This window comes from Phreatobacter sp. (genome assembly GCF_022843985.1).
Classification (GTDB): Bacteria; Pseudomonadota; Alphaproteobacteria; order Rhizobiales; family Phreatobacteraceae; genus Phreatobacter.
Window position 1 is genome coordinate 30,787 of record NZ_JALHMP010000023.1, and the last position, 13,870, is coordinate 44,656.

Sequence of the window (13,870 nt, forward strand, 5' to 3'; positions counted from 1 at the left end):
GGACCGGAACGCTTTTTCGTCAAAGGCCGCGCCGGCGTTAAGCCAGCCCTCACACCTCGTCGGTAACGATGCGGTTTGTTTCGCTCCCCAAGCGAGGGTCCATGGCCGACGACGTGGCAATGAACTTCCGCAAGAATCGCGGGCGCCCTGCCGGTCGTGAGCCCGAGCAGGCCTCTGGCGGCGTGTCCACATGGCTCCTGGTGGTCTGCGCAGCTGCCTTCGGCTTCATAGCCTTCGCCATCGGCTCGGGGACGGTACCGCTGCCGGGCCTTCCCCCCGTCTCGGCCCTGTGGCGGTCTCCGCTGCCTGCCGCCCCGGTCGCGACCGGGGAGTCCGGACCGCGCGTCATGTCACTCGTTCCGGGCGTGCGCGAATCCACCACCGCGACGACGGGCATGCCGCTGATCGGCACCGCCGCGGTGTCTCTCACCTACACGCCTGTCGGACCGGTCGTCTTCCGCAAGCGCGACGGCTATGTCGAGGTCGACGGCGCGCGCCTGATGCCACCGCCGATCGGCCCGCGCCGCAGCGGACAGGCCGTGCTCGACCATGCGGCAAAGGTCGCCAACGAGCTGCGCGCGCTCGCCTATACGCCCTGCGACAGCCACCTGCGCCATCTCGCCGCCGCCAACATCACCCTCTTCGTCGCCGGCTTCATGCCGTCGCGGACGGCGGTGGACCCCGGCGCTGCCGCCGATCCCGCCTTCTGGCGTCGGCCGGAGGCGAGCATCCTGCGCCGCGCAGTCGTCCCCCTGGCCGAACGCGGCGCCCTGGCCCCGGCCGATTTCGGCCTGGACCTTTCGCCCCAGGCCCGCGGACTGTTCGAGGGCGTCACCATCGGCCGGATCTCCTGCAACTGAGGAACGCCACGATGGTCGCCGCGATTCCGCCTGAATCGACCTGTGTGATAGTGCATCGCATCATTGAGGCCCGCGGGAGAGAATCATGCCGCCAGTCCTGATGGGGGCCGCGGTCGCGGTCGTCATGGTCGCCACCTACGTGCTCGTGCGCAGGTCCCTGCAGGCCCAGCTCAAGCCTGTACGCGCCCAGAAGCCGGGCCACCGCCTGCGGCGCGATCCCGCCACGGGTGAATACCGCCCCTTCTGACGGCGGTTGACCCCCTCGCACCCGGTCATTAAGGGTCGGCTCCGCTCGTCCCGACAGGCCGCACCGCGATGTCCTCTTCCCACCTGCCTCCGCACATGCGGCCCGAACGCTCGTTCCAGGGCCTGATTCTGGCGCTCCAGACCTTCTGGGCGGAGAAGGGCTGCGTCATTCTCCAGCCCTATGACATGGAGGTCGGTGCCGGCACCTCCCATCCCGGCACCATGCTGCGCTCCCTCGGCCCCCGGCCCTGGAATGCCGCCTATGTCCAGCCGTCACGCCGGCCCAAGGACGGCCGCTACGGCGAGAACCCCAACCGCCTGCAGCATTATTACCAGTTCCAGGTGATCCTGAAGCCGAACCCCGCCAACCTGCAGGAGCTCTATCTCGGCTCGCTGGAGGCGATCGGCCTCGACCCGAAGCTGCATGACATCCGCTTCGTCGAGGACGACTGGGAGAACCCGACTCTGGGCGCCTGGGGCCTCGGTTGGGAATGCTGGTGCGACGGCATGGAGGTCTCGCAGTTCACCTACTTTCAGCAGGTCGCCGGCATTGAATGCGCGCCCGTCTCCGGCGAGCTCACCTACGGTCTCGAACGCCTCGCCTGCTACCTGCAGAACGTCGAAAGCATCATGGAGCTGAACTTCAACGGCCGCGAAGGGGCCGAGAAGGTCACCTACCGCGAGGTCTTCCTGCAGGCCGAACAGGAATATTCCCGCTACAATTTCGAGCATGCCGACACCGCGGCCCTGTTCCGCCGCTTCGCCGAGGCCGAGACCGAATGCCGGGTGCTGCTGGGCAAGGGCGAGAGCGGCGAGCGCCACCTGATGGTCCAGCCCGCCTATGACCAGTGCCTGAAGGCCGGCCACGCCTTCAATCTGCTCGACGCCCGCGGCGTCATCTCGGTCACCGAGCGGCAGAGCTATATTCTGAGGGTGCGCGAACTGGCCAAGGCCTGCGGCGCCGCCTGGTTGAAGACCGAAGCGGGTGGAGCCGCCGCATGATCCTGATGAACCGCCGCCTGCTCGCCGCCGGCCTGGTGCTGTCGGCCCTGCCCGCCATGGCCCAGGCACCCGCGCCCGCCGATCCCGTCGCGGCGCTGCGCGCCTTCTACGCCAAGCCCGGCCGCGCCTCGGTGAACCCCTTTCTGACGCCGCGCCTGCGCCGCCTCTACACCGAGCAGCAGGCCCGCAGCCGCAGGGCGAACGAGGTCATGCCCGGCCTCGACTTTGCCTTTGCCTGCGGCTGCCAGGACAGCGACGACGACTACCACACCCGCAACGTCTACCGGGTCGTCAGCCGCGACGAGCGCCGGGCGAAGGTTGCCGTCACGCTGAAGATCTTCGCTGACCAGCCGGAGACGCAGGTCATCACCTTCGACATGCTGAATGACAATGGCCGCTGGCTGATCGACGACGTCTCGGGGGCGAGCGGCGACATCCCCTGGGTCCTGTCGCGCCTTCTCCAGATGCGTGAGTGACATGCCCGACCTTCTCCTCGAACTCCTCTCCGAAGAGATCCCCGCCCGCATGCAGGCCGAAGCCGCCGCGCATCTGAAGAAGGCGGTGACGGATGCGCTGGTGGCACGCGGCTGTCTCTACGAGGGTGCACGCGTCATCGTCACGCCGCGCCGCATCGCGCTCTCCGTCCACGGCCTGCCCGTCGCCTCACCGGATGTCCGGGAAGAGCGCAAGGGCCCGCGCGTCGGCGCGCCCGAGGCCGCCATCCAGGGCTTCCTCAAGAGCGCCGGCCTCACCTCGATCGATGAGGCGACCATCCAGTCCGATCCCAAGAAGGGCGACAGCTACATCGCCATCATCGCCAAGCCCGGCCGCCCGGTGCCGGAGGTGATCGCCGACATCGTGCCGGAGATCATCCGCGCCTTTCCCTGGCCGAAATCCATGCGCTGGGGCGCGGCGTCGGTCTCCTCGTCCTCGCTGCGCTGGGTGCGCCCGCTGCAATCCATCCTCTGCACCTTCGGCCCGGAGACGGAGGACCCCGAGGTCATCCGCTTCGCCATCGACGGCATCACCGCCGGCGACGTGACGCGCGGCCATCGCTTCATGGCGCCCGGCGACATCCGCGTGCGGCGCATGGACGATTATCTGACGAGCCTGGAAAAGGCCTTCGTCGTCGCCGACCCGGAGGAGCGCAAGCGCCGCATCCTCGCCGACGCGCGCAATCTCTGCTTCGCCCAGGGGCTGGAACTGGTCGAGGACGAGGGCCTGCTGAACGAGGTCGCCGGCCTCGTCGAATGGCCGGTGGTGCTGATGGGGGCCTTCGAGGAGAGCTTCCTCGCGATCCCCGATGAGGTCATCCGCGCCACGATCCGGGCGAACCAGAAGTGCTTCGTCGTCCGCGACCCCAGGACGGGCCGCCTCGCCAACCGCTTCGTGCTCACCGCCAATCTCGAGGCCAGTGACGGCGGAAAGGCCATCGTCGCCGGCAACGAGCGCGTCATCCGCGCCCGCCTCTCCGACGCGCTCTATTTCTGGCAGACCGACCGGAAGCCGCTCCCCGATTTCGAGGACAAGGGCAAGCCGCTCGACCAGCGCATGGCGAAGCTACGCGCGCTGAACGTCGTCTTCCACGAGAAGCTGGGCACGCAGGGCGAGCGCGTCGACCGCATCAAGGCGCTGGCCCGCCACATCGCGCCGCTGGTCGGCGCCGATCCCGACCTTGCCGAGCGCGCGGCGGAACTGGCGAAAGCCGACCTCATGACCGAGGTGGTCGGCGAATTCCCGGAGGTGCAGGGCCTGATGGGCCGGAAATATGCGCTGCTGCAGGGCGAGCCCGAGAGCGTCGCCGCCGCCATCGAGGACCACTACAAGCCGCAGGGCCCTTCCGACCGCGTGCCGACCGACAAGGTGGCCGTCGCCGTGGCGCTGGCCGACAAGTTGGACACGCTGGTGGGCTTCTGGGCGATCGATGAGAAGCCGACGGGGAGCAAGGATCCGTTCGCGCTGCGCCGAGCAGCGCTGGGCGTGATCAGGTTGATCTCGGAGAACAACGCGAGCCTCAAAATCCGCCGGGTTGTGCAGGAAGCCGCCCTAACGTTAGTGACTCAGATCTTTACCAACCGGCTGGGGGGAAAGCCGCTTCGAGATGTCCAAGCCAGTGGCATCGCGTCTCCTGAACACGTGATCCAAGCGATCGTTGCTGAGGGGCACTCCATTGAGTTGACGTTGGAGGCCGGTGCAGCAGACGAATTCGGGACCACAGCTGCTGTCGAGCGTTCCAAGGTGCTCAAGATTGGCCCGACCGAGCTTGCTGACCTCCTCTCCTTCTTCCACGACCGCCTGAAGGTTCTGCTCCGCGACCAGGGCCAGCGCCACGACCTCGTCGATGCCGTGCTGGCCTCCGGCGAGGGCAATGACGACCTCCTGCTCGTCGTCCGCCGCGTCGAGGCGCTCGCCGCCCTGCTCGGCACCGAGGACGGAAAAAACCTCCTCGCCGGCACCAAGCGGGCCATGAACATCCTGCGCATCGAGGAGAAGAAGGACGGCCGCGCCTATGACGGCGCGCCCGACGCCGCCCTCGTCCACGCCAAGGGCGAGCCCGAGGAGCGCGCACTCTTCGCGCTCCTGCAGTCCGCCAGCACTCATGCCCGCGACCACGTGGCGCTTGAGGACTATGAAGGCGCGATGAAGGCCCTCGCCGAGTTGCGCCCGGCGGTCGACGCCTTCTTCGACAAGGTGACGGTCAATGCCGCCGATCCCGCCCTGCGCGAGAACCGGCTGAGGATCCTGGCGGAGCTGCGCGCCGCCACGGCGACCGTCGCGGATTTCTCGAAGATCGAGGGCTGACGGGCCGGCGTCCCCGCAGCGGCTTGTCGTGCCCGGGCTCGCCCCGGGCCAGCAAGCATTCTGTCACGCGCAATGGTCACGTCGTGCAGGCCCGAAACAAGGCCGGCGTGTTGGCAAGAGCTTTGTCCGGGTGCGGCGGAGGCCGCGTCAGCAGCCCGCCTAAAGCCCTCGTCCCTCCCGCAAGATCGCCTCGGCCTCCGCCGTCGGCTGTCCGTAGCGGTCCTGCAGCACCAGCCCGGGCAGGATGGCGACCGGCGCCCGCGAGCCCTTGGTGCCGGTGATGATGAGGCGGGCAGCGGGCGCTTCGGGTTTGGGATGGATCGGCCGGATGGTGATGCCGCCGAACCGCCCCTTCAGGGCGGCCAGCAAGGCCTCCGGACGGTCGGCGCGGTGAATGAGCGTTACCGTCCCGCCAGGACGCAGCACCGCCACAGCGGTGCGCAGGAAACCCGCGAGCACCTCGTCGCCACCGGAATGGGCAAGTCGCTTGGCAGCGCCCGGCGAGGCGCGGTGGCGCGGCGCGTCGTGGAACGGCGGATTGGTGATGACCCGGTCGATCTCGCCGACGAGCAGCCCGGCCTTCTCGCGCGGCGCCCCGCGTGCCAGCGCATCCATGACAATGACACGGGAGCGGTTGCCGAAGCCATTGGCCGCGGCATTCTGCTCGGCGAGGGCCGCCAGCGCCGGATCGATCTCCACCAGGGTGAGGAAGCATTGCGGCACGCGGGTGGCGACGCAGAAGGCGGCAGCGCCCACGCCGGCGCCGAGATCGAGGATACGGTCTCCCGGCACGGCCGGCACGGCGGCTGCCAGGAGGACGGCGTCATGCCCGGCCCGATGGCCGACACGCGGCTGCGTGATCTCCACGCGCCCGCCGAGGATCCGGTCGGCCGTAGGTTCGAAGAGGGGATCGACGAGCAGTGTCATATGCGCCTTATTGCATACACGTGCGCTGATTAGAATCTTTCAATTCTGATGCGCGCTATGCATAAAAACATCTCCGACAGCCCTTGATTACGGATTCCCCTGCCTCAACGTTTCGCCCCAGCCGGCCTGGGCAATGGCCGTCCGGGCGCGGGCGACATCTGCGGCAGGGACGAGAATCCGCAGCGGGAAAGCGGCGATCCGCGCCTCGATCGCCGAGATATGGCGGTCGGCGACGAAGACGGTGATCCCCTCCCCCGCCAGCAGCGCTTCCACGGCGCTGACGAGAACCGGATCGGCGGTGCGGATGATTTCTTCCAAGATGGCCTCTGCTTCGCCGCGTGCGACTTTTCGTGAAGGGGGCGCCGCTTGAGAAGACCACGCCGCGACCCTATTGTCCGTCACGAAATTGCCCGCATCCTGCGGGCCGGCAGTGGAGCATGGCGTGGCAGTCGTTGTCCCCTTCGAAAAGGACAGGGCCTCCATCGAGGCATTGGTGGGCGCCACGCGGGCGGACATGGAACGGGTCAATGCGATGATCCTGTCGCGGACCGGTTCCGAGGTCACCATGATCCCGGAAGTGGCGAACCACCTGATTTCCTCGGGAGGCAAACGCCTGAGGCCCATGCTGACTCTCGCGACCGCCGCCCTCGCCGGCTACCAGGGTGATGGCCATGTCAAACTCGCCGCCGCGGTCGAGTTCATGCATACCGCGACGCTCCTGCACGACGACGTCGTCGACGAGAGCGACATGCGACGTGGCCGGCCGGCGGCACGCATGGTCTGGGGCAATGAAGCCTCGGTGCTGGTCGGCGACTTCCTGCTTGGCCAGGCCTTCAAGATGATGGTCGAGGTCGGCTCGCTGCGCGCCCTCGACATCCTGTCAACCGCCGCCGCCGTCATCGCCGAGGGTGAGGTGATGCAACTCGCCGCCGCCAAGAACACCTCGACCACCGAGGACGAATATCTCGCCGTCATCCGCGGCAAGACGGCCGAGCTCTTCGCCGCGGCCTGCGAAGTCGGACCGGTCATCGCCGGAAAGCCCAAGGCCGAGCAGGCCGCCGCCCGCGCCTATGGCATGAATCTCGGCATCGCCTTCCAACTCGTCGACGACGCCCTCGACTATGGCGGCAAGGCGCAGAAACTCGGCAAGAACACCGGCGACGATTTCCGCGAGGGCAAGATCACCCTGCCCGTCGTCCTCGCCTTCCGGCGCGGCTCCGAACAGGAGCGGGCCTTCTGGAAGAAGGTGCTGGTGGAGGGCAACATCGCCGACGGCGACCTTGAGACCGCCACCGGCTTCATGGCGCGCCACGGCGCGCTGGCCGATACGATCGAACGCGCCCGGCACTATGGCGACATGGCCAAGGATGCCCTCGCCCTGTTCCCCGACAGCGCGATGAAGGACGCCCTCGTCCAGGCCGTCGACTTCTGCATCTCCCGCGCCCATTGATGGCGGTCACCGACGAACCCGCTCCCATGACCGGCGACGGCGCCCTCGTCCTGTTTTCCGGCGGACAGGATTCGGCCACCTGCCTCGCCTGGGCGCTCGAGCGCTTCGCCCATGTCGAGACGCTCGGCTTCGACTATGGCCAGCGCCACCAGATCGAGCTCGCCTGCCGCGCAACGATCCGCGACGGGCTCCCCGCGGTGAAGGCCGCCTGGGCGGCGCGCCTCGGGCCGGACCATACCCTTGGCCTTGCGGCGCTCGGCGAGGTCTCCGATACCGCCCTGACGCGATCGGTCGCCATCGCCATGACCGACCAGGGCCTGCCCAACACCTTCGTGCCCGGCCGCAACCTCGTCTTCCTCACCTTCGCCGCAGCCCTCGCCTATCGCCGCGGCCTCCGGCACATCGTCACCGGCGTCTGCGAGACCGACTATTCCGGCTATCCCGATTGCCGCGACGACACGATCAAGGCGCTGCAGGTGGCGCTGAACCTCGGCATGGAAAAGCGCTTCGTGCTGCACACGCCGCTGATGTTCATCGACAAGGCCGAGACGTGGCGGCTGGCGGACCGGCTGGGCGGGACACCACTGGTCGAACTGATCCGGACGGACTCCCATTCCTGCTATCTCGGCGACCGCTCGCAGATGCATGACTGGGGCCATGGCTGCGGCACCTGCCCGGCCTGCGAACTCCGGGCCGCCGGCTGGCGACGCTATCGGGACGGGTGAGGGGCACCGTCGTCGCCTCACCCCAGCATGGTCGGTTTCACCCACCAGTCCGGATGGACGGCGCTGATCGCCTTGCCGGCGGCCGCCGCGGCACGGCAAGTGTCGTAGAGCCCGAACACCGTCGCACCGGACCCCGACATGCGCGCCAGCCGGCAGGCTGGATCGGCCACGAGCAGCGCCAGCGCCTTGCCGATCACCGGCGAAAGCGCCAGGGCCGGCGCCTCCAGATCGTTGCGCGATGCAGCGAGGAGAGCCACCAGAGCCGATTTCTCCGGTGGCAGGCCGGTCTCGATGACCCTCGCCGGATCCGCGTCCTGAATCGCCCCCGGCGCGAGGCCGAGCCGGGCGAAGACGGCGGGGGTCGGGACCGCCACCTGCGGGTTGACGAGCAGGGCGGCAAGCCGCGGCAGGACCAGCGGCGGGCCGAGATCGTGTCCGATACCGCGCATGAAGCGAGCGGATGGTGCGAGGCAGACCGACACGTCGGAGCCGGTCAGCCGGGCTGCCTCCAGGAGACGGGGATCATCGAGGCCGATCCCTGCGGCGCGGGCGAGGAGGCGCAGGGCGGCGGCGGCATCCGACGAACCACCGCCGAGGCCGGCGGCGACCGGCAGCCGCTTGATCAGCGTGAAACGTCCGGTCGGCAGGCCAGGGACGCGCGCGGCGAGCAGCCGCGCTGCCTTCAGCACGAGATTGTCCGCCCCGGGTCCCGCGGCCTGCGCCGTCCTGCCGCGCACCACCAGGCCGAAAGCCTCTCCACCGGGGGCGAACCTGAGCTCATCGCCCGTCCGGGCGAAGACCACCAGGCTTTCGAGGTCGTGATAGCCGTCCAGCCGCCGTGCCCTGACCGCAAGCGTCAGGTTCACCTTGGCGGGCGCGCGCGCGACGAAGGCGGTCGGCATGACGCCGGCGCCGTGGGGTCAGTTCGGCTTCGGGGCCGGCGCCTCGCCGGTGTTGCGGCTGGTCTGCAACGGGCTGTCGGTGAGGCCGTTGGCGATCTTGTCGAGGATGCGCGGCAGGTCGTCCGGCTCCGGCTTGAGATCGCGGGCATGATTCCACTGGAAACGCGCTTCGAGGTGTCGACCCGCCTTCCAATAGGCATCGCCCAGATGATCGTTGATCACCGGGTCTTCCGGCCTCAGCTCGATCGCCCGCTCCAGCTCGACCACCGCCTCCTCATAGCGACCCAAGCGATAATAGGCCCAGCCGAGGCTGTCGACGATATAGCCGTCCTCTGGCGTCAGCTCGACAGCCTTGCGGACGAGTTCGAGGCCCTCCTGGAGGTTGATGCCCTGGTCGACCCAGGAATAGCCGAGGTAATTCAGCACCTGCGCGCGGCCACGCACATTGTTTTCCGGAATCAGCGCGAGCGCCCGCTTGAGATCGGCCTCGGCCTTCGCCCATTGCTTGGTGCGCTCATAGGCGATGCCGCGGAAATAGAAGTAGATCCAGTGCTGCGGGCCGGGATCGGTGATCAGGGCCAGCGCACGGGAATAGGTCTCGGCCGCTTCACCGAACATTTTGCGCGACCGCTGGATATTGCCGAGCGCCTGCAGCGCCTCGAGGTCCTGCGGATTGCGGGCGATGAGTTCGGACAGCGCTTTGCGCGCCTCGTCGGTCCGATCGATCTGCTCAAGATTCAGCGCCCGCTGGATCTGGGCGTTGCGGTAGAGCGGCGAATTCTCCGGCATGGCCTCGAACACGGCGATGGCGCGGCGGGGGAGCTTCATGAACTCGTAGAGATCGGCCAGCGACAGGATCGCCATGTCCTGCTGCGGCTCCAGCCAGCGGGCGAGTTGCAGATAGATCAGGGCGAGGTCCTCGCCGCCCTGGCGCGACAGGGCCGAGCCGAGACCGTAGAGAACCTCGGCGGCGCCCGCCTGGCTGGTGCGGACGAGCACGGGCAGGGTGCCGCCCGGCGCGTTCAGCCGCTCTTGGGCGGCGGCGATGATCGGGTGGTTGGGAATGACCTTGTCATAGGCGGCGAAGATTTGCCGCGCCTCGTCCGCCGACCTGGCGCGCGACGCCCAGCGGCCATAGGCGTCGACGATCCGCAGGATGGTCGGATCCTGCTTGTAAGCCTCCTCCAGGCGCCGGCCCGCTTCCACGCGGCGCCCGGCGGCATCGAGAATGAGGCCGGCATGGAAGTTCTTGAAGAGGTTGTACCAGTCGGCGCCGGTGAGGCGGTCAAGCACCGCGACGCCGGCCTGCGCGTCGCCCGATCCCAGATGGGTCCAGCCGATGAGCAGCGCCGAGGTCAGGTCGGCATTGGCCCGCGGCGCCGCCGTCAGATGCATCCGCGCCGTCTGGAACTGCTTGGCCTTGAGCGCCCGCATGGCGAGGGTCAGCCGCGCCAGGCGGTGGCCGCGATCGATCTGGATCAGCCTTTCGGCGAGCGGGCTGGCCTCATCGACGTTGCCGTCGGCCAGCGTCGTGACGAATGCGCGTTCGAGAATCTCGGTGTTGCGGGGATCCTGCCGAAGTGCGGCCCGCCAAAAGACGGAAGCGGCCGCAGTATCACGGACGTTTGATGCGAGACGCGCCGCAAGCACGTTGCCGTAGACCGAGACCCGCAGGGCATCGCGGAACGCCGGCGTCGCCCCCAGCGGTTCGAAGGTCTGGTTGCGCGCCTGGGCATGGCCCGTGGAAACAGCGGCGGTGGCGATGGCAACCGCCAGCGCGAGGACGCGAAAAGGGGTCTTGATCGTCACAATCGCTCTCTCGTCATCCCTCGGGGAAGATCGGCGCCGCGCGCGCAAGCAGCGCCTGTCGGGTCGGGGTGCACCGCGGCAGAATGCCTCCGAAGCGGGTGATCCGCAAGAAGACCTTCGTCCCTGACACGGCACCCTCCTCCCGGACTTGGGCGATGCGAAGGCAGATGGCGGTTTCGTGATCGCCGCGCGCCACTCTGTCACGGGAGCGACGAGGCTTGAAGCCGGACCGGCGAGCCTTTAGCAGGGCGGCAGGGCGAGGCTGTCGCCCGTTGCGGAACGTCTCCCATGCCCAGCGCCCCGGCCCTCTCGCCCGCCGACGAACTCCTGACGCTGCGTGATCTCGTGCGCTATGCGGTGACGCGCTTCTCCCAGGCGCGGCTGACCTATGGCCATGGCACGACCACGGCCCTGGACGAGGCCGCCTTCATGATGCTCGAGGGCCTGTCCCTGCCGGTGGACGAACTCGGCCCCTGGCTCGATGCGCGTCTGACGCGGCCCGAGCGCGAGCGGCTGATCGGGTTGATCGAGGCCCGTATCGCCACCCGCAAGCCGGCGCCCTACCTCGTCGGACGCGCCTATATCCAGGGCGTGCCCTTCCGGGTGGACGAGCGGGTGATCGTGCCGCGCTCCTATCTCGGCGAGATGATGATGACCGGCGCCCTGACCCAGGACGGCGCCGGACCAATCCCCGATCCTTTCGATGTCACCCGCGTGCTAGACCTGTGCACCGGCTCGGGCTGCCTCGCCATCCTCGCCGCCATGGCCTATCCGAACGCCGCCGTCGATGCGGTCGATCTGTCGAAGGAGGCGCTCGCGGTGGCGCAGCTCAACGTCGCCGACCACGAGATGGAGGACCGCGTCCGCCTTGTCGCCGGCGACCTGTTCAGGCCGCTCGCCGGCCGACGCTATGACCTCATCATCGCCAATCCGCCCTATGTCGCGCAGGCGGAAGTGGACGCCTTCCCGGCCGAATACCGGGCCGAGCCGATCATCGCCCATCTCGGCGGCGCCGACGGGCTCGATATCGTCCGCCGCATCCTGGCGGCGGCCGGCGACCACCTGACGCCCGAGGGCGGCCTGCTCTGCGAGATCGGCACGGGGCGCGACATCCTCGAGGCTGAATACGACCTGCCCTTCCTCTGGCTCGATTCGGCCGAGAGCGAGGGCGAGGTGTTCTGGATCGGCGCTGCGGATCTGGCGGCGGAGTGAAAGCTGGCCCCCTGCCCCCGGGCTGCCCATGATCCCCGACCCTGCTGGTCGTGCGAGGGGTCAGGTGTGGGCGGCCAAGGACAGACCGGGCGTTGAGGCGCGGCAATCAGCGCGCGAACTTCTTGTACTGGATGCGCTTGGGAATGGTCGAATCCGTGCCGAGGCGGCGCTTCTTGTCTTCCTCGTAGTCCTGGAAATTGCCCTCGAACCACTCGACATGGCTGTCGCCTTCGAAGGCGAGGATATGGGTGGCGATGCGGTCGAGGAACATGCGGTCATGGCTGATGATGACGGCGCAGCCGGCATAGTCCTCAAGCGCCTCCTCCAGCGCCCTGAGCGTGTCGACATCAAGGTCGTTGGTGGGCTCGTCGAGCAGCAGGACATTGGCGCCGCGCTGCAGGATCTTGGCGAGGTGGACGCGGTTGCGCTCACCGCCGGACAACTGGCCGACCTTCTTCTGCTGGTCGCCGCCCTTGAAGTTGAAGGCGCCGCAATAGGCGCGGGCATTGATCTCGCGCTTGCCGAGATAGAGGATCTCGTTGCCGCCGGAGATTTCCTCATAGACCGTCTTGCCGTCGGCAAGCGCGTCGCGCGACTGGTCGACATAGCCGAGCTTGACGTTGTCGGCGACGACGATCTCGCCGCCATCCGGCGTCTCCTGACCGGCGATCATGCGGAACAGCGTGGTCTTGCCGGCGCCGTTGGGGCCGATGACACCGACGATGCCGCCCGGCGGCAGGCGGAACGACAGGTTGTCGATCAGCAGCTTGTCGCCGAAGGCCTTCGATAGCTCCTTGAACTCGATGACATTGTTACCGAGCCGCTCGGCGATCGGAATGATGATCTGCGCCGTGGTCGGGCCGGCCTCCGCGGCCCTCTTGACCAATTCGTCGTAGCGCTGGATGCGGGCCTTGTTCTTGGCCTGCCGCGCCTTCGGCGACGAGCCCATCCATTCGGCTTCACGCTGCAAGGCCTTCAGCCGCGTTTCCTCCTCGCGGCCCTCCTGGACCAGGCGCTTCTGCTTTTGCTGCAGCCATGACGAGTAGTTACCCTCGTAGGGAATGCCCTTGCCACGGTCGAGTTCGAGGATCCAGCCGGTGACATTGTCGAGGAAGTAGCGGTCGTGGGTGACGATCAGGATGGCGCCGGGATAGCTGCGCAGGTGGCCCTCCAGCCAGGCGGTCGTTTCCGCGTCGAGATGGTTCGTGGGCTCGTCGAGCAGCAGCACTTCGGGCTGGTCGAGCAGCAGGCGGCAGAGCGCGACGCGGCGCTTCTCGCCGCCCGACAGCTTGTCCACCGCCCAGTCGTCCGGCGGACAGATCAGCGCATCCATGGCCTGGTCGACCTGGCTGTCGAGGTCCCACAGGCCCTGCGCCTCGATCTCGTCCTGGAGCCTCGCCATCTCGTCGGCGCTCTCGTCGGAATAATTCATGGCGAGTTCGTTGTAGCGGTCGAGGATCGCCTTCTTCTTGGCGACGCCGAGCATGACGTTCTCGCGCACGGTGAGGCTGGTATCGAGCTGCGGCTCCTGCGGCAGGTAGCCGACGCGGACACCCTCGGCGGCCCAGGCCTCGCCGGTATATTCCTTGTCCATGCCGGCCATGATGCGCAGCAGGGTCGACTTGCCGGCGCCGTTGACGCCCAGCACGCCGATCTTGGCGTCCGGGTAGAAGGACAGGTGGACGTTCTCCAGGACCTTCTTGCCGTTCGGATAGGCCTTGGTCAGGCCGGACATGTGGTAGGCGAACTGGCGAGCCATGGCGTGGGGCGTCCCTGGAGTGCCGCGTGCACCGGCGGTGCCGCGCCGCGTCGAAATGGATGTCGCGTGATCAGCGCGAGATAGCGGGCGGCGGGGAAAGCCGCAAGCCGCAGACGCCGAAAAATCCGCTCGCTCCCCTGTGACATGATCCGGCAATCATGCTCTTGATACCCTCG

The 13,870-nt window shown here is 68.0% G+C and carries 13 protein-coding genes; 8 read left to right on the top strand and 5 right to left on the bottom strand.

Translation table 11 applies throughout. The features are described from left to right. The first annotated feature begins 101 nt into the window (after positions 1-101). The 5 genes from Q0C57_RS15505 (at position 102) to glyS (ending at position 4,910) form a co-directional block, all read left to right on the top strand. Positions 102-860: a hypothetical protein gene (locus Q0C57_RS15505; RefSeq protein ID WP_296577366.1), complete on the top strand. Its 759-nt coding sequence runs from the start codon at positions 102-104 to the stop codon at positions 858-860. A gap of 85 nt (positions 861-945) precedes the next feature. Then, a complete protein-coding gene (locus tag Q0C57_RS15510; RefSeq protein WP_296577367.1) occupies positions 946-1,107 on the top strand; it encodes a hypothetical protein in 162 nt (53 codons plus the stop codon). A gap of 68 nt (positions 1,108-1,175) precedes the next feature. Then, entirely contained in the window at positions 1,176-2,108 is a 933-nt protein-coding gene (locus Q0C57_RS15515) for a glycine--tRNA ligase subunit alpha (RefSeq protein WP_296577369.1), read from the top strand. Continuing rightward, the gene (locus Q0C57_RS15520; RefSeq protein WP_296577371.1) at positions 2,105-2,584 is read left to right on the top strand and encodes a DUF3828 domain-containing protein; all 480 of its coding nucleotides are present in this window, start codon (positions 2,105-2,107) and stop codon (positions 2,582-2,584) included. Before Q0C57_RS15515 ends, Q0C57_RS15520 begins: the two co-directional genes overlap by 4 nt. Position 2,585: 1 nt before the next feature. Then, positions 2,586-4,910, top strand: coding sequence for a glycine--tRNA ligase subunit beta (gene glyS / locus Q0C57_RS15525; RefSeq protein ID WP_296577373.1), 2,325 nt, complete (start codon positions 2,586-2,588; stop codon positions 4,908-4,910). A gap of 159 nt (positions 4,911-5,069) precedes the next feature. On the opposite strand, the gene Q0C57_RS15530 is transcribed toward glyS, so the two are convergent. Together Q0C57_RS15530 and Q0C57_RS15535 are read right to left on the bottom strand one after the other, a co-directional pair. After that, positions 5,070-5,837, bottom strand: coding sequence for a methyltransferase (locus Q0C57_RS15530; protein WP_296577375.1), 768 nt, complete (start codon positions 5,835-5,837; stop codon positions 5,070-5,072). Between the two features lie 87 nt (positions 5,838-5,924). Next, positions 5,925-6,155, bottom strand: coding sequence for a DUF2007 domain-containing protein (locus tag Q0C57_RS15535; protein WP_296577377.1), 231 nt, complete (start codon positions 6,153-6,155; stop codon positions 5,925-5,927). Positions 6,156-6,279: 124 nt separating this feature from the next. On the opposite strand from Q0C57_RS15535, the gene Q0C57_RS15540 reads away from it, so the two are divergent. Together Q0C57_RS15540 and queC are read left to right on the top strand one after the other, a co-directional pair. After that, positions 6,280-7,287 carry a polyprenyl synthetase family protein gene (locus Q0C57_RS15540; RefSeq protein WP_296577378.1) on the top strand — a complete coding sequence of 336 codons (1,008 nt, stop codon included), beginning with the start codon at positions 6,280-6,282 and terminating at the stop codon, positions 7,285-7,287. Positions 7,288-7,313: 26 nt separating this feature from the next. Beyond that, on the top strand, positions 7,314-8,012 hold the full coding sequence (queC, locus tag Q0C57_RS15545) for a 7-cyano-7-deazaguanine synthase QueC (protein ID WP_296577380.1): 699 nt from the start codon (positions 7,314-7,316) through the stop codon (positions 8,010-8,012). Between the two features lie 17 nt (positions 8,013-8,029). On the opposite strand, the gene Q0C57_RS15550 is transcribed toward queC, so the two are convergent. Together Q0C57_RS15550 and Q0C57_RS15555 are read right to left on the bottom strand one after the other, a co-directional pair. Beyond that, on the bottom strand, positions 8,030-8,914 hold the full coding sequence (locus Q0C57_RS15550; protein WP_296577382.1) for a 4-(cytidine 5'-diphospho)-2-C-methyl-D-erythritol kinase: 885 nt from the start codon (positions 8,912-8,914) through the stop codon (positions 8,030-8,032). A gap of 18 nt (positions 8,915-8,932) precedes the next feature. Further along, positions 8,933-10,723 carry a tetratricopeptide repeat protein gene (locus Q0C57_RS15555; protein ID WP_296577384.1) on the bottom strand — a complete coding sequence of 597 codons (1,791 nt, stop codon included), beginning with the start codon at positions 10,721-10,723 and terminating at the stop codon, positions 8,933-8,935. A 288-nt stretch (positions 10,724-11,011) separates the two neighbouring features. Between Q0C57_RS15555 and prmB the strand changes: the two genes are divergently transcribed. After that, positions 11,012-11,935 (top strand): 50S ribosomal protein L3 N(5)-glutamine methyltransferase, encoded by a 924-nt coding sequence (gene prmB, locus Q0C57_RS15560; protein ID WP_296577386.1) that lies wholly within the window; start codon positions 11,012-11,014, stop codon positions 11,933-11,935. A gap of 106 nt (positions 11,936-12,041) precedes the next feature. Here the strand turns inward: prmB and ettA are convergent, their stop codons facing one another. After that, positions 12,042-13,694, bottom strand: a complete 1,653-nt coding sequence (gene ettA / locus Q0C57_RS15565) for an energy-dependent translational throttle protein EttA (RefSeq protein WP_296577387.1) — start codon at positions 13,692-13,694, stop codon at positions 12,042-12,044. Between the last annotated feature and the right edge of the window lie 176 nt (positions 13,695-13,870).